We start from the raw sequence: 19,603 nt of genomic DNA on the forward strand, positions 1-19,603 counted from the left end.
CCCAGATACCCCTCTTGGGTGTTTGGGTTCGTTTCCTGCGTTGCTTTTTTCCTCAGGGGTGGGAATGGGGGCAAAAAGATCCGCGCGGCCTCAAACCAGTCCCGCCGTCACTGTGGGGGTTTCCCCGTATTTCCGGCGGCAAGTTGCAAATTGACCCCAGGCTTGACCGCCGTAAGCTAGGATGCACTGCTAGGCAGCCCGGCTGCAGGCCCTTTATCGGGCGTTTACCAATTTGCGCTTACCTGAAACTGTTCTCCTAGAGTGAGTGAGCAGATGAAGCAGATTTCGGGTATTTCTACTACTGGACCGGGCGCCGTGGAAAGCTTGCTGTCAAAAGCTGATCAGTTGCGGAATAAGGGTGACTATAAAGGGGCGCTCTCGATCCTGTCACCTCGCCTGAGAATGGGGGATCTGGACCCAAGGATACTTGAGCGCGCAGCTATGTGCTTTTTCAGCCTTGGAGACGCGGGGACAGCCATCTCGCTTTTGAAGATCATGCGGGAGCGTATGCCTGAGAACGCCGCAATCCCTGCAAAACTTGCGGGCATGCAGATGGCGGCTGGTGACAGCGATGCCGCTGTTAGGAACTTCAAGGATGCACTGGCACTGGACCCGTTTCTGGTCAGGGCGCTGTTTGGGCTGTACATGCTTGAGCCTTACGAAGCCGGCAGCGAATATGCTGCTAGGCTTTACGAATTGGAGAGCCGGGCCGGTCTTGCCCCTAAAGATGCGGCGGTGGTGTTCAATACCATAGGCGCGATAGAAAGGCAGCGGGGGAAACCGGCGGCCGCCATGCACTATTTCTCTAAATCCAAAGAGGTGCTTGGTGCCAAGTTTGACCCTGATGAAGCTGACTTGGCAATTGACCTTCAAACCGCAATCTTCTCGGCTGGAGATGCGGAGGAACAGCCGGTGGACGGGCCAAGGATGGTCTTTATCTGCGGGCTTCCCCGGTCTGGCACCACTTTGATGGAAACCATTCTGACGCGTCACTCCAAGATCGGAACGATTGGAGAAAGCAGAGCGCTGACAAATACTCTGAAGGAGATTAACAGATACTGTTCGGAAGTGGGACGCGGAGAAAATCTATGGTCTTGGTTCGGCAGCTTGAGCGACAAGGAAATTTCGGTTTTCCGCCAGTACTATTACGCCGCAGCTTTGCAAGGCAATGATAAGGGGGCCGTCGTTGTCGACAAAATGCCGATGAACTGTCTGCACCTTGGCCTTGCACATGTTTTGCTTCCGGGAGCAAAGTTCATCTTCATGTCCCGCCACCCGTTGGATGTCGGCTTGTCAATCTTCTCTATAGCCTTCGATGAACCCATGCCCTATGGAAGCCGCTTGGACTGGCTGGGCCGGATGACGGCAAGTGTTTTCAGGTCAGCGGCGGATTATCAGCAAAAGCTGGGCAGCCAAATGCGTGTGCAGTCCTTCGAGGCACTGCTCCGAAATCCGGAGACGCAAACCCGCTCCGTGCTGGAGCATTGCGGCCTGGAGTGGGAGGAGGCCTGCTTGACTCCCGGTGCCCCTACCGGCTTCGTTAACACCGCCTCACAGATTCAAGTGCGGAAAGAGATTAATTTTGAAGGACTTGGCAAGTGGAAATCATTTGAAAAGCAGCTGCAGCCGCTGGTCGAAGGACTAGGAGGGCAACGTTGGGTTGACGAGTGGCAGCAAATGGACAGAAACGCAGCCTACAGCGGGCAGTTCACAGCTGCCTAGGCATTTTCCAGGGGATTTAGGCCACAAGATCCTTAGAAAAAAAGCGCCGGATGCTACTCTGACGCTTTTATTTTTCCGGTTTTCCGGCTGATAATGCTAGGAGTCTATTCCGCCGCGATTTTGATCACCGGCTTCATCTGCTCCAGCACCTCGTCGCTGAGGTGGCATTTGATCTGGTGGCCGCCCTCCAGGGTGCGCACCGGCGGCACGTCGCGCTCGCACAGCCCGCCCGGCACTTCGGACTTCCAGCGGCAGCGGGTCTGGAACGGGCAGCCCGGGGGCGGGCTCATCGCCGAAGGGATGTCGCCTTCCAGAACGATATGCTCCTTCTCCACCGAAGTGTCGGCAATCGGCACCGCCGACAGCAGCGCCTCGGTATAGGGGTGGTAGGGCGGCGAGAACACCTGGTCGGTGTCGCCAAGCTCGACCACATGGCCGAGATACATCACCATGACGCGGTCGGATAGATAACGAACGATCGACAGGTCGTGGGAGATGAACAAGAGCGTTGTCTTCTCGTTACGCTGGATCTCCATCAACAGGTCGGTGACCGCCGCCTGCACCGACACGTCCAGCGCCGACACGGGCTCGTCCGCGACAACGATGCGCGCGCCGCCGGCAAAGGCGCGGGCGATGCCCACCCGCTGCTTCTGGCCGCCTGACAGCTGCCGCGGCATCCGCTCGGCAAAGGCGCGGGGCAGCTTCACCAGGTCCAGAAGCTCCAGCATCCGTTTCTTGCGCTCGGCTTCGGAATTGCCGATGCCAAAGATTTCCAGCGCCCGCATGATCTGGCGGCCGACCGTCATCGAGGGGTTCAGCGTGTCAAACGGGTTCTGGAACACCATCTGCACGTCGGAGACGGTCCGGGTGTCGCGCTCCTCGATCGGGATCTGCTCGATATTGCGGTTGTCGAGCAGGATCTGGCCGTCGGTGGCGGTTTCCAGCCCCATCAGCACCTTGGCAAAGGTCGACTTGCCGCAGCCGCTCTCGCCGACGATGGCGAGGGTCTCGGATTCGCGGGCCTCAAAGCTCAGCGTTTCGTTGGCCTTGACCACCTTCTTCTCACCGCCGCCGAACAGCGCGTTGGCAGCAACCTCGTAGTATTTCTTGAGGTTGTCCATCTTGAGAACAACTTTGCCCGGCGCGGTCTTTTCCTTCTGTTCGCCCACGGTGATAGGTGCGTTCCAGTCGATTTCCTCGAACTTCAGACAGCGGGTCTCGTGGCGGTCGTTGCCGTGCACCGGCGACATCGGGATGACCCGGTCCTGATCGCAGCGCCCCTCCTCGAAATAGTCGCAACGCGGCCCGAAGTTGCACCCTGGCGGGCGTTCGTGGGGCAGGGGGAAGTTGCCGGGGATCGCAACCAGCGGGCGCGAGTTCTTGTCGGCGCCCGGCAGCGGGATCGAGCGGAACAGCGCCTGGGTATAGGGGTGCTGCATCTCGTCAAAGACATCCTTGATCGAGCCGCGCTCCACCGCTTCGCCGGAATACATCACACACAGCCGGTCGCAGGTTTCCAGCACCAGGCCAAGGTTGTGGCTGATGAACAGCATCGAGGTGCCGTATTTCTTGCCCAGATCCTTGACCAGTTCGACCACCGCAGCCTCGACCGTAACGTCGAGCGCGGTGGTGGGTTCATCAAGGATTAGGAGCGACGGCTTGGACATCAGCGCCATCGCAATCACGATCCGCTGCTGCTGGCCGCCGGACAGCTGGTGCGGGAAGGAGTTCAGCATCCGCTCCGGGTCGGGCAGGCGCACGTCGGTCACCACTTCCAGCGCGCGGGCATAGGCCTCCTTTTCGCTGACGCCCTCGTGGATCATCGGCACTTCCATCAGCTGCTTGCCGATTTTCATTGCCGGATTGAGCGAGGCCATCGGCTCCTGATAGATCATCGCGATCTCGTTGCCGCGGATGTCGCGCAGCTCCTCGGCGCTCATCTCGCTGAGGTCGCGCCCCTTGAACTTGATGGTGCCGCCGACGATGCGGCCGTTCTTGCCAAGATCCTGCATGACGCCAAGCGCCACGGTGGATTTGCCGCAACCGGATTCACCCACCAGGCCCACGGCCTCACCGGGCTGCACGGCCACAGAGAAATCCATCACTGCGGGGATTTCGCGCAGGCGGGTGAAGAAGGAGATCGACAGCTTGTCAATCTCGAGGATCGGGCCGTCATAGTCTGCCAGTTTGCTCATTTTTTGTCTCCCTGTTGAGGCTGGAAGGGACCGGATCCCTTTCTTCTGGCCTCAAGTATCCCGGGGGTCCGGGGGCTGGCCCCCGGTCCCGCCGGTTTGGATCAGTCTTTCAGGCTCTCTTCGCGCAGACCATCGGCCAGCAGGTTCAGACCCAGAACCAGCGTCAGCAGCGCAAAGGCAGGCGGCAGGGCCGGGTGCAGGTAGATCGACAGCAGCTTGCGGCCGTCATTGATGGTCGATCCCCAGTCCGGGCTTTCCGGCGGCAGGCCAAGGCCGAAGAAGCCGAGGGTACCCAAGAGGATGGTGGTGTAGCCGATGCGCAGGCAGAAATCGACGATCAGCGGCCCGCGGGCGTTGGGCAGGATCTCCCACAGCATGATGTACCAGGGGCCCTCGCCGCGGGTCTGGGCGGCAGCCACATAGTCGCGGGTTTTGATGTCCAGCGTCAGGCCGCGCACGATGCGGAACACCGTGGGCGAGTTGACGAAGACCACCGACACAAAGACCACCAGGATACCGCCGGGAATGTCGAACAGATCCATCGCTTGGGGCAGGCCCCAGATCGCATAGGCCGGCGTGTTGATCAGGTAGCCGCCGTTGGAGACCAGCTGCAGGTAGAACCAGATGATCGTGCCCAGCACCACCGGCAGCAGCCAGTTGCGCAGCTTGGGCCGGGTGTAATAGCGCGAGTTCAGCAGAACGCCGACAAAGATGATCGGGAAGATGAACAGCACAATCGCCATATAGTTCGGCACGCCGGTCGCCACGATCTCGGGCGTTACCAGCAGGTAGAACAGCAGGATCACCGGGAAGGCCAGGATCAGGTTTGCCGCAAAGGACAGGGCAGTGTCCAGCTTGCCGCCGTAGTAGCCAGCGGGCAGGCCCAGGGTGATCCCCACCATGAAGGCGAACACAGCCGCCATCGGGGCAATCTTGATGACTTCCCAGGCGCCTTTGACCAGGCGGCTGAAGACGTCGCGGGCCAGGTTGTCGCCGCCCAGGAGGTAATAGGCATAGTCGCCTTCCTCGGCGCCGCGCAGCGGGGTGCCGGGGACCTTGTTCTTCATGCCCGAGACCTGGGTCAGCGGGTCATGTGTGATGATCATATCCATGGCGCCGTAGATGCCGGTGAACACCCAGAACATCACCAGGCCAAAGCCGATCATGCCGATGGGGCTGTCAAACAGTTTGCCGTAGAGGCCCAGCCGCCGTTTAAAGCCGATGGAGAAGGCGTAAAGGATCACCAGGGAAATCCAAACAGGGGACAGCTGGTAGATGATACGCCCGGTAATTTCGATACCGCTAAGAGGTTCCATGCTCTGCTGCCTTCCTTAAGAGATCCGGATACGCGGGTTCAGGTACACATAGCCGATGTCGGAAATCAGCTGTGTGATCAGCACCACGAAGACTGAGACCACAGAGACGGCCAGCAGCAGTTCAATGTCGTTGTTGCCTGCGGCTTCCACCAGCACCCAGCCGAAGCCCTTGTAGTTGAACAGGGTCTCGACGATCACGACGCCGTTCAGGAGCCAGGGGAACTGCAGCATGATGACGGTGAAGGGGGCAATCAGCGCGTTCCTGAGCGCGTGCTTCAGCACGATATTGTGGAAGCTTACACCCTTGAGGCGGGCGGTGCGGATGTATTGCGCGGTCATCACTTCGGTCATCGAGGCGCGGGTCATCCGGGCGATATAGCCCATCCCGTAGAGCGCAATGGTCAGCACCGGCAGGAAGAAGTTTTCAAAGTTCGGGTTGTCCATCGCCGAGGTGGCGGTGCCCTTGAACCACTTGAGACCCACGGTGGAGGAGGTGAAGACAGCGATAAAGATCACGCCGGAGACATATTCAGGAGTCGCTGTCGTCAGGATCGAGGCGGTCGACAGGCTGCGGTCGGTGGCTGAGCCTTCGCGCATCCCTGCCAGCACGCCGATGATCAGCGCCGAAGGCACCATCAGCACCAGCACCCAGAACATCAGGCGGCCGGTGTTGCCGAGCCGTTCGGACACAATGGTGGAGACCTCATCCTTGAAGCGGGTGGAATAGCCCCAGTCGCCCTGCAGGATGCCGCAGAACGTGGCGGCGTTTGCCGCCTCTTCGGCGCTCAGGGTGCCGGTCATGCAGCGGCCGGTGAACCCTTCTTCGGTTTCGCGGGTCCAGCCCGGCAGCACGCCCAGCCACTGGCCGTACTTGGACACCATCGACCCCCCATAGCCATTGGCGTCAAGCCAGCTGGCCACGGCCTCGTCCGACATCCGGAAGTTGCCTTGTGTCTTGGCGAGTTTCTCAAGGTTTGGGTAAAGGTTCGTCAGAAAGAACACGATGAACGTCAGGCACAAGGCCGTCAGCAGCATCACGCCCGAACGTCGGAGAATGAAAAGTCCCATTGGGGTCCCCTGTCAGTCTGGCGGATCGGACCCGGCTTTATGTGCGGGTCTCTTGATGTCTTAGCTGGAGTGCACCGCCCCTGGCGGGGCGGTGCCTGACATTTTAAATGCCGGGTTGGTGCCGTTTAGGCAGCCCAGCCCCACTTGTAGTGGTGGTGCTCGAAGGAGATGTGCATGTCAGCACCGGCCACGCCTTCACGGGTGTGGCGGTAGAGCGAGCGCCAGTAGGGCTGAATGGTCACGCCTTCTTCCTGGATCAGGGCCTGTCCCTTGGCAGAGATCTCGCGGCGCTTGTCGGCGTCGGCGATCGACAGGGCCTCGGCAAGCAGGGCGTCGAATTCTGCGTTTTCCCAGCCGAATTCGTTCCAAGCCTCGCCGGACTTGTAGGCCAGCGCCCAGATCTGCACGCCCAGCGGACGGTGGTTCCAGTTGGTCGAAGAGAACGGGTACTTGGCCCAGTCGTTCCAGAAGGTCGACCCGGGCAGCACAGTCCGCTTCACCTTGAAACCGGCATCGCGCAGCTGCGCGGCGACGGCGTCGGTGGTGTTGCGGCGCCAGTCGTCGTCGATGGACAGCAGCTCGTGCTCGAAATCCATCATGCCTGCTTCTTCCATCAGTGCCTTGGCAGCAGCCGGATCGGCTTTTTGCTGAGGCAATTCGGCGTATTCCGGGTGAATCGGGCCGACATGGTGGTTTTCCGCAGGCGCGCCGCGGCCGCCATAGCCAAGTTCCAGGCAGACCGAGTTATCTACGGCTTTCTGGATCGCCTGGCGCACACGCTTGTCAGCATAGACTTTCTTGCCGTCGATTTCCGCCAGCTGGTTGGGGCGGATGACGATGGACGCCATGGTGACCACTTCGGAACGCTGGTAGCCGAGACCGTCCAGCACGTCGATGAATTCACCAACCGACTCGTGCAGCATGTCAACTTCGTCGGATTCCAGCGCCGCCATCCAGGAGGAGGGGTCGGTGCCAAAGTCGATGTATTCGATGCGGTCCAGTGCCGGCTTGCCGAATACCGACTCGCCCCACCAGGCATGGTCAGCATTGCGTTCCAGCGTTGCCTTCACGCCCACTTCCAGCTCGGTCAGCAGGTAGGGGCCGGTGCCGACGTTGCTCAGGAAGTCGTCGGTCTGGTAGCTGGAGTGCACGATGGCCGCCGGATAATCCGACATGCCTGCGATCAGCGAGATGTCCGAATTCGGCAGGTTCAGTTTCACGGTGTGGCTGTCGACCACCTCGATGGCGCCTTCGATTGCCTGGCCGGAGTCTGCATCCACCAGGGTGCCGAAACGGCCGGCCATGGAGTTGCCTTCCATCGACTTGTCGCACCAGCCGGCGATGTTGCGGGCGACATCCTCGGCGGTGAAATCGTCACCGTTGTTCCATTTGACGCCCTGGCGGACGTTCAGGGTGTAAACGGTGGCGTCTTCGTTGATTTCCCAGCTTTCCAGCAGCATCGGGCTGAAGGAGCCGTCGCTGTTGTATTCGACGAGGTATTCCATGGTGCCACGGGTCTGGTTGCCCATTTCCGACCAGTCATAGGTGCGCGGGTCCTTCAGCGGGCGCACGCTCATCTGAACGCGCAGGGTGCCGCCGTCCTGCATGCCTTCGGCGGCTTTTGCCGGAGCGCTCATGCCGATCATGCCATAGGCCGCGGTTGCGGTCACACCCAGCGCGGTGGCGCGGGTCAGGAACTCCCGGCGGTCGAGCTTGCCGTCAAGCACTTCTTTCGCGTGCATCTTGGCTGCCCAGTGTACCGGTGCTCCGTTGATTGTGTCTTTGGTCATTTAGGTCTCCCTGTTGTACCGTTCGGTTCTTTGTTTTGCGAAACGGTTTTTGGCCCGGCGTCTGCCAGGCTCATGAATTTGGTGTTGCGGCTTAAAGTTTCCCCATGGCCTCATTCGGGCAGAGATACGCCGTTTCGTCAATGCACAGTTTCGGCGTTTAGGGGTAAAAATACGACATTTTTAGCGTCGCTTTTCTGTTTGGATACAGAATGCCGCTGCATACTGTTCAAAACTGCCCAGTGATCGCCGGATATCTGCACCCGGCGGAAAACATGCAAGAATCTGCAGGCGGCTGGTCTATTTCTGTTTCAGCCGGGCTGCCTTGCGCAGCGCGCTGGGGGTTTGCCCGGTGTGCTGGGAAATGAAGCGGGTGAAATAGGCTGCGCTGCGAAACCCGAGCTGGGCCGCAATATCACGGATCGGCAGCTCCGAGCCGATCAGCAGCGCCCGGGCGGCGTGGAGCTGGCGTTCGGTCAGCAAGGCGGCGGCTGTCTTGCCGGTCTGGGCTTTGCAGACCCGGGTCAAATGGGTGGGCGTCACATTCAGGGCTGCGGCGTGGCCTGCCATGCTGATCTGGCTGTCCTGAAGCGCGGCAACCCGGAGGCAATAGGCCTGGCACAGGCGTTGCGCGGCGGTTTGCCTGGCCGGCTGGCTGACGGTTTCAGTCTGCCGCTGCAGCAGGATCGCCGCCAGTTCGCAATGGGCCTGAACGGCGCGGCGCCAATGGTGTTCCTGCCCGGCCTGCTCCCGGCTGATGGATTCGAATATCGCGGTCAGCCGGGTCTGATCCTGCAAGCCGGTGATGCGCTTGTGGACGGGAGTATCGGGAAACGGCGGCGGCAGGGGACCTGAGACTGTCAGGACCTGGCCCAGGCATTGACGGGTAAAATCGGCGAACCACAGGGTGCCCGCCGGAATGAAGATGGCGCAATGGGGGCCAAAGCCGCGCTGCCCGCCGTTGACGCAGATCCGCCCCTGGCCGCGCGTGATCCAGATCAGCAGATGCTCGCGTCGGGTATGGGCCAGCCCGGTCTGCCAGGCACCGTCCGGCGCCAGTCTGAGCAGCGGGGCGGCGGCAATCCCGCCGGAAAGGTTCGGATCAAATGGCATCAGCTATCTTGGACTGCGGCAACATAAATTCCGGCGCAACAAGGCACGAAATGGCGATTCTGGCAAGTTTAAGTAAATTAAGGTGAAAACGGGCTGTCACTGCTGCAGGCGGACTTCAGCCCAAGGCGATCTGCTGCCAGTTTTTCATCCGGGCGCGGAACCAGCTGCGCTGGCGTTTGGCAAACTGACGGGTGGCAATGGCGGCACGTTCCTCTGCCTCTTCCAGGGTGAGCTGCCCCTGAATATAGCCTGTGAGCTCTGGCACGCCGATGGCCTTGCAGGAGGGCAGGGCCGGGTCATAACGGTCGCGCATTGCTTCAATCTCTGCCAGGGCGCCCTGGTCCAGCATCTGCCCGAAGCGTTTGCGGATCCGCGCCTCCAGCCAGGATTTGTCCGAGTTCAGAACCATCGCCGTGCAGTTCTGCAGCGGTAGCGCCGGATCCGGGGTTTCCTCCTGCCAGCTGGCCAAGGACCGCCCGGTGGCCTTCAGCACCTCCCAGGCCCGCTGCACCCGGGCGCGGTTCTGCAGGTCGATACGGGCGGCGGTCTGCGGGTCGAGGTCCGCCCGCAGCGCCTCCAGCGTAAGCGTGTCGCCTTCTGCCCTGACCGCGGGCGGGGTGGCAGGGATTTCCGCCATGCCTTCGGTCAGCGCCGTGAAATAGAGGCCAGTGCCGCCGACGATGATCAGCCGTTCAGGCCCGTTCAGCAGCGGCAGCACCTCGCGCAGCCAATGGCCGGCCGAATATTCGGCGTCATAGGCCACATGGCCATAAAGCGCATGGCGCGCCCGCGCTTCTTCATCAGCAGAGGGGCGGGCGGTGATCACCCGCCAGCAATCATAGACCTGGCTGGCATCGGCGTTGACGATGACGCCGCCTTGGCGTTCTGCAATTTCAAGTGCCAGGGCGGATTTGCCCGAGGCTGTCGGGCCTGCAATCAGCACAGGCAGGTCCGGGTTGATGTCGGGCAGCTTCATTCAGGCGTCCGTCTATAAGGCCAGTTCCGCAAAACTGTGCGGAAACCGCGCTGCGCGGATTGAAACCGGCAGCGATTTATTCCATTTTGCGCGCAAATTAACCCTCACATCTTCTGGAGCGCAACATGCCTCAACCGCAAGACAAGCCGGAGCTGGATCCGGCCGCCGCCTATAAACGCGTCATGCTGAAAATTTCGGGCGAGGCATTGATGGGCGATCAGGGGTTCGGTCTGCATCCGCCGACCGTGCAGCGCATCGCCCGCGAGGTGAAGACCGTGCACGACATGGGGGTGGAAATCTGCATGGTAATCGGCGGCGGCAACATTTTCCGCGGCCTCTCTGGCTCGGCCCAGGGGATGGAGCGCACCACCGCCGACTATATGGGGATGATGGCTACCGTGATGAACGCGCTGGCGATGCAATCGGCGCTGGAAGGCCTGGGCGTCTTCACCCGGGTGATCTCGGCGATCCGCATGGATGAAGTGGCTGAACCTTACATCCGCCGCCGCGCCGTGCGCCACCTGGAGAAGAAGCGGGTCTGCATCTTTGCGGCGGGCACCGGCAACCCCTATTTCACCACCGATACAGCGGCGACCCTGCGTGCGAATGAAATGGCCTGCGAGGCGATCTTCATGGGCAAGAACGGGGTGGATGGTGTGTACGACAAAGATCCGGCACAGCATGACGACGCCGTCCGTTATGACGAAATCAGCTATGATGATGTGTTCGCCAAACGCCTGAAGGTGATGGATGCCTCTGCGATTGCGCTGGCGCGTGACAACAACCTGCCGCTGATCGTGTTCCCGCTGGATGAGCCGGGCGGTTTCCGCGGTATTCTGGCCGGTGAGGGAACCTATACCAAAGTTCACGGCTGACCCAAGGTGCCGGATGAAGCTTTTATGTAAGCTGGCATTTGGCTGGCTGGCTCCTGCGGCTGCGGCCACGGGAGAGGCCTAATTGATAGATTTCCTGCAATATGAGGGCTGCACCATCGGGGCGCCCGTTATTGAAGAGGCTGAAAAGCACGGGTTTTCTGCTGTGGAGTTCGGCCAGTTGGCGGAAAACACCTTGTCCAGAGGGAAAGCGCAGCGGGAAGGCGATTGGGTGGTTCTGGACCGCAGCATTTGCGAGATTCAGCTGCCTCGGATCGAGACGCTTTACAGCAGCAAGGACGCGTTTCTTGCGTCCAGCATCAAATCATTTGTCGTGGAGACTGAAGACGCGAGGCCAGGCTGCTACCTGCGGGACGGCTGGAAAGCGTTTCAAAACCTGCCCGGACTGACGGAGGACCAAGGGTTTCTAGCCTACATAGAGTTCCTTTCCGCAGAGATGATTGCAGGCAGGTTAGGCTTTTTTGACATTTCGCCATTGCGGTCAGCTTATGGCTTTATTGTTGTGCCCAGCGAGTTTTGCGCCAGCCTTCCCGCAGCACAGGACATGCGGGGCAATTTTCCGGCTTTCGAGAAGCACTTTGGCAGTGCCGTGCGCTACATGTTCGAAAATGTAACCTGCGAAGAACTGCCTTTGGGATGGATCTATGCTCAGGAGCAGATCGGGGAAATGAACAGAAATGCCTGGCTCTGGTTTGAATATAACATCATTGCTATGGCGGCAGGCTGGTATGAAGGCATAGGCGCCAACTCCAAAGGCGTAGCACGTCCGCCGTTCTGCCATTACCCGAAGGCAGGGTAAGCGGGAGGCGCTTTCTCTGTTGCGGTGGCGGTGAAGGGCGCGATGTGCCTCCACCGCTGGCTGCAGCCGGGACATTTGACGCCGCAGGGCTATTTCTTGCCTGATGGGGAAAGCTGTTTTCCGGCGCAATTTGCCGGGTTTGCCGCGGCAAATCCTCCGCAAGATCGCTATACATCGGCCCGCCAATGGCTTAAGAGCCAATGGAAGACCGCCTCAGATAAGGGGAGAGAGCAGCATGTCTGATGATTTCGAACTGGATACCGACGACCTGAAACGCCGCATGGAAGGCGCGATGGCCAACCTGCGCACCGAGTTTGCCTCGCTGCGGACGGGCCGTGCCTCGGCCTCGATGCTGGAGCCGGTGATGGTGGATGCCTACGGCTCAATGACGCCGATCAACCAGGTGGGCACCGTGAACGTGCCGGAGCCGCGCATGGTGACCATCAATGTCTGGGACAAGTCGCTGGTCGGCAAGGTGGAAAAGGCGATCCGCGAGTCTGGCCTGGGCATCAACCCGCAGCTCAACGGCACCATCATCATGCTGCCGATCCCCGAGCTGAACGAAGAGCGCCGCCGCGAGCTGGGCAAGGTTGCCGGCCAGTATGCCGAACACGCCCGTGTGTCGATCCGCAACGTGCGCCGCGACGGCATGGACCAGATCAAGAAGGCGAAAGCCGACGGCATGTCTGAAGACGATCAGAAGTTCTGGGAAGCTGAGGTTCAGGAACTGACCGACCAGATGATCAAGGTCGTGGACGAGGCGCTTGAGACCAAGCAAGCCGAGATTATGCAGGTCTGACGGCGCAGGATGCCCGGAGATCTGAAACCGCAAGCGCGCGCTGCCGGAGAAGCTCCGGCGGCCCGCTCTGGCCCGCGCCATGTGGCCATCATCATGGACGGCAATGGCCGCTGGGCGCAGGCCCGGGGACGGCCGCGGCTGTTCGGCCACCATGCCGGCGCGCGGCGGGTGCGTGAAATTGTCGAGTGCTGCCCGGGTCTGGGCGTCGAATATCTGACCATCTTTGCCTTCTCGACTGAGAACTGGAAGCGCACACAGACCGAAGTGGCCGGTCTGATGAGCCTGTTCCGGCGTTATATTTCCAAGGAAATGAACGCTTTGGCAGAAAAGAACGTCCGGGTGCGCTTTATCGGCGACCGGGTGCGTCTGGATGCCAAGCTGATTGATCTGATGGACAAGCTGGAGCAGAAAACCGAAGGCAATGACGGAACCCAGCTGACCATTGCGCTGAACTACGGCGGCCGTGACGAGGTGGCGCGTGCCACGAAACGGCTGGCCCGGGATGTGGCTGAGGGGCGGCTGAATCCGGATGACGTCGATGAGGAAACTCTGCCGCGCTACCTGGACACCCATGTGCTGCCGGATCCGGATCTGGTGATCCGCACCAGCGGCGAGGCGCGGATTTCGAACTTCCTGCTGTGGCAGTCTGCTTACGCAGAGTATGAGTTCATCGACACGCTGTGGCCTGATTTTACCAGCGAAGAAATGGCGCGGCTGTGCAGCAGCTTCGGCCGCCGCGACCGGCGGTTCGGGGCCGTCAAGACATGAGCGGGGCCAAGGGCCGCTGGTCGGACCTGCTGCCGCGGGCCTTGTCTGCCGTGGTGATGGTGACCGCGGGCGGCTATGCTGTCTGGGCAGGCGGGCTGGTGTTCAACCTGCTGATTGCGCTCTGCTGCGGCGGCATGGTGTGGGAGCTGGTGCGGATGCTGGCGCCGGAGCGCAGCGGCACCGCGCTGCAGCTGGGCGCGATTTCGGCCGTTGCGGTTCTGCTGGCCTCGCTGCTACCGGTGATCTGGGTGCTGCCGTTGCTGGCCGCGCCGGTTGCGGCAGGCTTCGGCCAGTTCCGCGAGCGGCGGCGCCACTTTGTCAGCTTTGCCCTGTGGGTGATGCTGGCCGGTTTCGGCTTTATCTGGCTGCGCGGCCAGTTGGGCCTGGTGTGGATGCTGTGGCTGATCTGCATCGTGGTGGCCACTGACATCGCGGGGTATTTTGCGGGCAAGGCGATTGGCGGGCCGAAATTCTGGCCGCGGGTCAGTCCCAAGAAAACCTGGAGCGGCACTTTAGCGGGCTGGATTGCCGCGGTTATCGTGGGGGCTGTCTTTGCCGCACGGATGGATCTGGGGTTCAGTTTCGTGCTGCTTTCGGTGCTTCTGTCAATGGCCAGCCAGGCGGGCGACGTTGCCGAGAGTGCGCTGAAGCGGAAGATGGGCGTCAAGGATTCCAGCGCGCTGATCCCGGGCCATGGCGGTCTGTTTGACCGCTTTGACGGAATGCTGGGGGCGGCGGCCATGTTCCTGGCCGTGACCGCCATCTGGGGATAACCAGGCAGGAAAGAACATGCGGAAAGTTTCGATCTTCGGCGCCACCGGGTCGATTGGCCAGAACACCATCGACTTGATCCGCCGCGCGCCTGACGCCTACGATGTGGTGGCGCTGACCGGCGGCGCCAATATTGCGCGTCTGGCGGAAGACGCCATTGCGCTGCAGGCTGAGATCGCCGTTACCGCTTATGAGGACCGTTTGCCGGATCTGCGCGCGGCGCTAGAGGGCTCTGGCGTGGAAGCGGCGGCAGGGCAGGCGGCCCTGGTGGAGGCCGCGGCCCGTCCGGCGGACTGGATCATGTCGGCCATTGTTGGTGCGGCAGGTCTGGCGCCGGGGCTTGAGGCGCTGAAGCAGGGCACCACGCTGGCGCTGGCCAACAAGGAATCGCTGGTTTGCGCGGGGAAACTGCTGCTGGAAACGGCAAAGAAACATGGCGCCCGGCTGCTGCCGGTGGACAGCGAGCATTCAGCCGTGTTCCAGGGGCTTGCGGGTGAGGACAGCAGCGCGGTTGAACGGATCATCATCACCGCCTCTGGCGGTGCCTTTCGCGACTGGCCGCTGGAGGATTTGCCCAATGCCACATTGGCACAGGCGTCCTCGCACCCCAATTGGGACATGGGCCAGCGGATCACCGTCGACAGTGCGTCAATGTTTAACAAAGCATTGGAAGTTATTGAAACCCGGGAATACTTTGGGGTGCATCCGGATCAGATCGAGGTTCTGGTGCATCCCGAGTCGCTGGTGCATGCGCTGGTCGGCTTCAACGACGGCGCGATCATGGCGCATCTGGGGGCTGCGGATATGCGCCATGCCATCGGTTATGCGCTGCATTGGCCGGACCGGCAGCACCTGCCGGTGGAACGGCTGGATCTGGCGCGCATCGGCCAGCTGAACTTCCGCGCCCCTGATCCGGCACGCTATCCGGCGTTGCGGCTGGCCTATGAGGTGATGGCGCGGGGCGGGCTGATGGGGGCGGCCTTCAACGCTGCCAAGGAACAGGTGCTGGATGAATTCATCGCCGGCCGCATCCGCTTCACGGATATGGCGGCAGTGACGGAAACGGTTCTGGAGCGGTTTACGGCTGACGGCGGCCTCATAGATGCCGCAATGACACTTGATAACGTGACCCGTGTTGACCATCTGGCACGGAAACAGGCCGCCAGGGCCGCAGAAGAACGCATAGGGTAGATCTTTGGACATACTTGCTTTTGTCCCGCAGTTTGGCGGTTTTCTTTATACAATCGCCAGCTTCGTCATCGCGCTGTCGGTGATCGTCGCCGTACATGAATACGGCCACTACATCGTTGGCCGCTGGTCCGGAATCCACGCGGAAGTGTTCTCGCTCGGGTTCGGTCCGGTTTTGTGGAGCCGGGTGGACAAGCGGGGAACCCGCTGGCAGGTGGCAGCGCTGCCTTTTGGCGGCTTTGTTAAGTTCCTGGGCGATGCCGATGCGGCCTCGGGCAAGGATCAGCAGGCAATGCAGGCTGCGGCGCAGGATCCGGCGGCGCTGCGCCGGACCATGCATGGCGCACCGCTGTGGGCGCGTACGGCGACAGTTGCGGCGGGGCCGGTGTTCAACTTCGTGATGTCAGCGATCATTTTCACCGCAGTGGCCCTGTCGCAGGGCACCATGCGGGATCCGCTGACTATTGGCAGCCTGGCACCGCTGCCCGGGATCGAAAACGGTCTGCAAAGCGGTGACGAGCTGGTTTCCGCAGGCGGAATCGCAGTGCCGGACTATCTGGACGGCGATGCCTGGGATGTCTTCCGCGAAACGCTGCCGCAGGAGCAGGTGCTGGAGTATCTGGTGCGCCGCGACGGGGCGGAGATCCGCGTCAGCGGCCCCTATCTGTACCCGCCCTATGTGCGCGGAGTGGTGCCGCGCAGCGCGGCGTCGGATGCCGGGCTGGAGCCTGGCGATGTGATCGTCGCCATGGATGATGAGCCGGTTGTCTCCTTTGACCAGCTGAAGGCGCATGTTGAAGCGGCTGACGGCAAGGTTCTGGTGCTGGATGTCTGGCGCGAGGGCCAGATGGTCGAAATGGCCCTGGCGCCGCGGCGCACCGACGAGCCGCAGCCGGATGGCGGTTTTGCCACTCAATGGCGGATCGGGATCATTGGAGGGCTGGCCTTTGAGCCGGCCACCGAATCTGCAGGTTTCGGCGCCGCTGTGGCAGCAGGCACCTATCAGGTCTGGGCGGTGGTTGAGACGTCATTGTCCGGGCTGAAGCACATGATCACGGGCGCCATCAGCACCTGTAACCTGTCAGGGCCGATCGGCATTGCCGAAACTTCCGGCGCAATGGCAAGTCAGGGGGCAGAAAGCTTTATCCGCTTTATTGCGGTGCTGTCGACTGCTGTGGGCCTGCTGAACCTGTTCCCGGTTCCGGCGCTGGATGGCGGCCACCTGATGTTTTATGCCTATGAGGCCGTTGCAGGCCGCCCGCCCAGCGACCGGGCTGTGCGCGTGCTGATGTCGCTGGGCATCGCCATCGTGCTGTCGCTGATGGTGTTTGCGCTTGGCAATGACCTGTTCTGCTAAGATCGCGGCCATGTGAAACGGCACAGGGCGGCCACGCTGCCGCCCAAGTGCTGCCACATTCCCCCGTTAACGTTTTATCAATCCGCGCAGGCTGTCTCTGGCTGCCTTTGCGCGATGGTGGACCGAACTGGGGGAATATCCGATGCAGACACTTTCGCATTCCTATCGCGGGCTTGGCCTGCTGATCCGGCTGAACTGGGACCGGGCACTGACTGGTTTTGCCATTCTGGGGGCGCTGACTGCAGGCACTTGGCTCGCCACATTGTGATTCCTGCAACCGGCGCGCAAATCTGCCGCGCCGGTTGCTGCCAGAATGCGCTTTGTTGGTTTTGACAAGCGCTTGCAAACCCGGTACGCACATCCCAAAGCTGCTATAATAATCGGGTTCTGAAAAATGGTTTGGGGGAAGGTCGCAGGCAAGTCCTGTGGTGAGCGTAAATCGGGCATCAACATCTTGTACCGGAAAGTTTCTGCCATTTCTCTGGCAGTTGCGCTGGGTTTCGCGGTTCTGCCGCTGCCGGCAGGGGCGCAGAGCTTCCGCTTCAATTCGGTTCAGGTTGAAGGCAACCAGCGTATCCAGACATCGACGGTTGTCGCCTATACCGGCATTGAACGGGGCCAGTCTGTCAGCGCAGGCGAGTTGAACGATGCCTACCAGCGCATCCTTGACAGTGGCGTATTTGAAACAGTTGAACTGGTGCCGCGCGGCAGCACGCTGGTGATCAAAGTCACCGAGTTTCCGACCATCAGCCAGATCAGCTTTGAGGGCAACAAGCGGCTGAAGGACGATGCGCTGGAGCAGATTGTCGAATCTGCGCCGCGCCGGGTTTTCAGCCCTTCGCAGGCCGAACGCGATGCCGCGGCGATCGCGGAGGCCTACAGCGTGCAGGGGCGCCTGGCGTCCCGGGTGACGCCGCGGATTATCCGCCGCAGCAACAACCGCGTCGACTTGGTGTTTGAGATTTCCGAAGGCGACACCATCGAGGTGGAGCGCGTCTCCTTTACCGGTAACCGGGTGTATTCCGACCGCCGCCTTCGCCGCGTGCTGGAAACCAAGCAGGCCGGATTCCTGCGGGCGTTTATCAATGCGGATACGCTGATCGAGGACCGGCTGGAATTCGACAAGCAGGTTCTGCGCGATTTCTACCTGTCGCGCGGGTACGTGGATTTCCGGGTGAACAGCACCAACGCAGAAGTGACGCGGGAGCGGGACGCTGTGTTCCTGGTTGTGGATGTGACCGAGGGCCAGCAGTTCAAGTTCGGCGAAATCTCTGTCACCAGCGAAATGCCTGAGGCGGATGCCGATCTGTTCCGGTCGGTGCTGAGGATCAAGCCGGGTGTGGTGTTTTCACCGACCCTGGTAGAGAACTCCATCGACCGTATGGAGGGCCTGGCTGTCCGCAACGAGATCGACTTTCTGCGGGTTGAACCGCGGGTGACCCGCAATGAAAGAGATCTGACCCTGGACATTGAGTTTGTGCTGAAGCGCGGACCGCGGGTCTTTGTTGAGCGGATCGACATTGAGGGCAACACCACCACGCTGGACCGGGTGATCCGTCAGCAGTTCCGCTCAGTTGAAGGCGACCCGTTCAACCCGCGTTCTATCCGCAACAGTGCGGAGCGGATCCGGGCGCTGGGGTATTTTTCCACTTCGGATGTGGAAACCCGCGAAGGCAGTTCGTCCGATCAGGTGATTGTCGATGTCGACGTCGAGGAACAAACAACCGGCTCATTGAACCTTGGTGGTGCCTATTCTGTGACTGATGGCTTTGGTGTCACGGTAGGCTTGTCCGAAAACAACTTTCTGGGCCGAGGCCAGCGTCTGTCGTTTAACATCGCGACTGCTACGGAGGCGGATTCCTATGTGCTGGGCTTCAGCGAACCATACCTGCTGGGCCGCGATTTGCGGTTCGATTTGGACCTGGGTCTGAACGAGACGGATTCCAGTTTCTCTGAATACCGGACCAAACGTATCTTCTTCCAGCCGGCGCTGACATTCAATACCGGAGAGAATACCTCCCTTCAGGTCCGCTATACCTGGGATCAGGACGAGATGCTGTTCAGCGATAATGAGGATGATGATCCCTCTACATTCCTGGCCAGCCCGGTTATTCAAAGGGAAATCGCCCAGGGGGAGCGGTCCTCCAGCACAATTGGCTTTACCTACCGGTATGACAGCCGCCTGACCGGTCTGGATCCGAATGCCGGTTTTCTGGTGGAAGTCGGCGCCGATTATGCTGGCCTTGGCGGGGATTCCGAATACATCAAGGCGACAACCAAGCTGGTCGCTCAGAAGCGGATCTTGAATGAAGAGGTCACTCTGAGGGCAACGCTGGAGGCGGGCGCCTTCCAGTGGCAGGGCAGTGGTTTCAGCCGGTCGATCGACCGTTTCGTTCTGACCCCCTCCATCCTGCGCGGCTTCGAACCCGGCGGTATTGGCCCGCGGGATCAGTCCGAGGTGACAGGCGGGACAGGGAACTACAATGACTTCCTGGGCGGCAACTACTATGCTGTGGCGCGTTTTGATGCGGAATTCCCCTTGGGGCTGCCAGAGGAATTGGGAGTGCGCGGAGCACTTTTCTATGATGTCGGAAGCCTTTGGGGGCTTCAGGATGTCGATACGGCCGGTGTGAACACCGGCAACGGGATCGTTGGCCGCGGCAGGTCATTCCGCCACGTTCTTGGCGTCTCGGTTCTGTGGACCACGGGCATCGGCCCGCTGCGGTTCAACTTCTCCAAGGCGCTTCGGAAAGAAGACTTTGACCAGGAGCAAAGCTTCGACCTGACCTTGCAGGCGAGGTTCTGATCTGGTGCGGCAGCTGGCGCCCTGCCGGCGGGCTGCAATTGGCCT

16 protein-coding genes are annotated in these 19,603 nt (G+C 61.0%); 10 read left to right on the plus strand and 6 right to left on the minus strand.

Translation table 11 applies throughout. The annotated features are described in order from the left end of the window. Positions 1-273 precede the first annotated feature (273 nt). Positions 274-1,722, plus strand: a complete 1,449-nt coding sequence (locus ACXAHG_RS00005) for a sulfotransferase family protein (protein WP_475043518.1) — start codon at positions 274-276, stop codon at positions 1,720-1,722. Between the two features lie 104 nt (positions 1,723-1,826). Here ACXAHG_RS00005 and ACXAHG_RS00010 read toward each other — a convergent pair whose 3' ends face one another. The 6 genes from ACXAHG_RS00010 to miaA all read right to left on the minus strand — a co-directional run bounded on the left by ACXAHG_RS00010 (position 1,827) and on the right by miaA (position 10,177). After that, complete coding sequence (locus ACXAHG_RS00010; protein ID WP_475055270.1) at positions 1,827-3,917, minus strand: dipeptide ABC transporter ATP-binding protein; 2,091 nt, start codon at positions 3,915-3,917, stop codon at positions 1,827-1,829. Positions 3,918-4,018: 101 nt separating this feature from the next. After that, positions 4,019-5,233: an ABC transporter permease gene (locus ACXAHG_RS00015; RefSeq protein ID WP_475043515.1), complete on the minus strand. Its 1,215-nt coding sequence runs from the start codon at positions 5,231-5,233 to the stop codon at positions 4,019-4,021. 15 nt (positions 5,234-5,248) lie between these two features. Continuing rightward, positions 5,249-6,301 carry an ABC transporter permease gene (locus ACXAHG_RS00020; RefSeq protein WP_475055271.1) on the minus strand — a complete coding sequence of 351 codons (1,053 nt, stop codon included), beginning with the start codon at positions 6,299-6,301 and terminating at the stop codon, positions 5,249-5,251. Positions 6,302-6,426: 125 nt separating this feature from the next. Further along, a complete protein-coding gene (locus ACXAHG_RS00025; RefSeq protein ID WP_475055273.1) occupies positions 6,427-8,091 on the minus strand; it encodes an ABC transporter substrate-binding protein in 1,665 nt (554 codons plus the stop codon). Positions 8,092-8,388: 297 nt separating this feature from the next. Next, entirely contained in the window at positions 8,389-9,201 is an 813-nt protein-coding gene (locus tag ACXAHG_RS00030) for a helix-turn-helix transcriptional regulator (RefSeq protein ID WP_475055275.1), read from the minus strand. A gap of 115 nt (positions 9,202-9,316) precedes the next feature. Continuing rightward, the gene (gene miaA / locus ACXAHG_RS00035) at positions 9,317-10,177 is read right to left on the minus strand and encodes a tRNA (adenosine(37)-N6)-dimethylallyltransferase MiaA (RefSeq protein WP_475055277.1); all 861 of its coding nucleotides are present in this window, start codon (positions 10,175-10,177) and stop codon (positions 9,317-9,319) included. Between the two features lie 125 nt (positions 10,178-10,302). Here miaA and pyrH point away from each other — a divergent pair, with 125 nt between their 5' ends. The 9 genes from pyrH to bamA all read left to right on the plus strand — a co-directional run bounded on the left by pyrH (position 10,303) and on the right by bamA (position 19,558). Then, positions 10,303-11,052, plus strand: coding sequence for a UMP kinase (gene pyrH / locus ACXAHG_RS00040; RefSeq protein WP_475043506.1), 750 nt, complete (start codon positions 10,303-10,305; stop codon positions 11,050-11,052). 82 nt (positions 11,053-11,134) lie between these two features. After that, positions 11,135-11,869 (plus strand): hypothetical protein, encoded by a 735-nt coding sequence (locus ACXAHG_RS00045; RefSeq protein ID WP_475055278.1) that lies wholly within the window; start codon positions 11,135-11,137, stop codon positions 11,867-11,869. A 235-nt stretch (positions 11,870-12,104) separates the two neighbouring features. Further along, positions 12,105-12,668, plus strand: a complete 564-nt coding sequence (frr, locus tag ACXAHG_RS00050; protein ID WP_475055280.1) for a ribosome recycling factor — start codon at positions 12,105-12,107, stop codon at positions 12,666-12,668. 9 nt (positions 12,669-12,677) lie between these two features. Further along, entirely contained in the window at positions 12,678-13,436 is a 759-nt protein-coding gene (locus ACXAHG_RS00055; protein WP_475055281.1) for an isoprenyl transferase, read from the plus strand. After that, positions 13,433-14,209, plus strand: coding sequence for a phosphatidate cytidylyltransferase (locus tag ACXAHG_RS00060; RefSeq protein ID WP_475055283.1), 777 nt, complete (start codon positions 13,433-13,435; stop codon positions 14,207-14,209). Before ACXAHG_RS00055 ends, ACXAHG_RS00060 begins: the two co-directional genes overlap by 4 nt. Positions 14,210-14,225: 16 nt before the next feature. Next, the gene (gene dxr, locus ACXAHG_RS00065) at positions 14,226-15,398 is read left to right on the plus strand and encodes a 1-deoxy-D-xylulose-5-phosphate reductoisomerase (protein ID WP_475055285.1); all 1,173 of its coding nucleotides are present in this window, start codon (positions 14,226-14,228) and stop codon (positions 15,396-15,398) included. A gap of 4 nt (positions 15,399-15,402) precedes the next feature. Beyond that, positions 15,403-16,752 carry an RIP metalloprotease RseP gene (gene rseP, locus ACXAHG_RS00070; protein ID WP_475043497.1) on the plus strand — a complete coding sequence of 450 codons (1,350 nt, stop codon included), beginning with the start codon at positions 15,403-15,405 and terminating at the stop codon, positions 16,750-16,752. A gap of 142 nt (positions 16,753-16,894) precedes the next feature. Next, positions 16,895-17,020 carry a hypothetical protein gene (locus tag ACXAHG_RS00075; protein ID WP_475043496.1) on the plus strand — a complete coding sequence of 42 codons (126 nt, stop codon included), beginning with the start codon at positions 16,895-16,897 and terminating at the stop codon, positions 17,018-17,020. 126 nt (positions 17,021-17,146) lie between these two features. Continuing rightward, positions 17,147-19,558, plus strand: coding sequence for an outer membrane protein assembly factor BamA (gene bamA, locus ACXAHG_RS00080; protein ID WP_475055286.1), 2,412 nt, complete (start codon positions 17,147-17,149; stop codon positions 19,556-19,558). The last annotated feature ends 45 nt before the right edge of the window (positions 19,559-19,603 follow it).

It is taken from the genome of Leisingera sp. ABD4_442, from assembly GCF_056160905.1.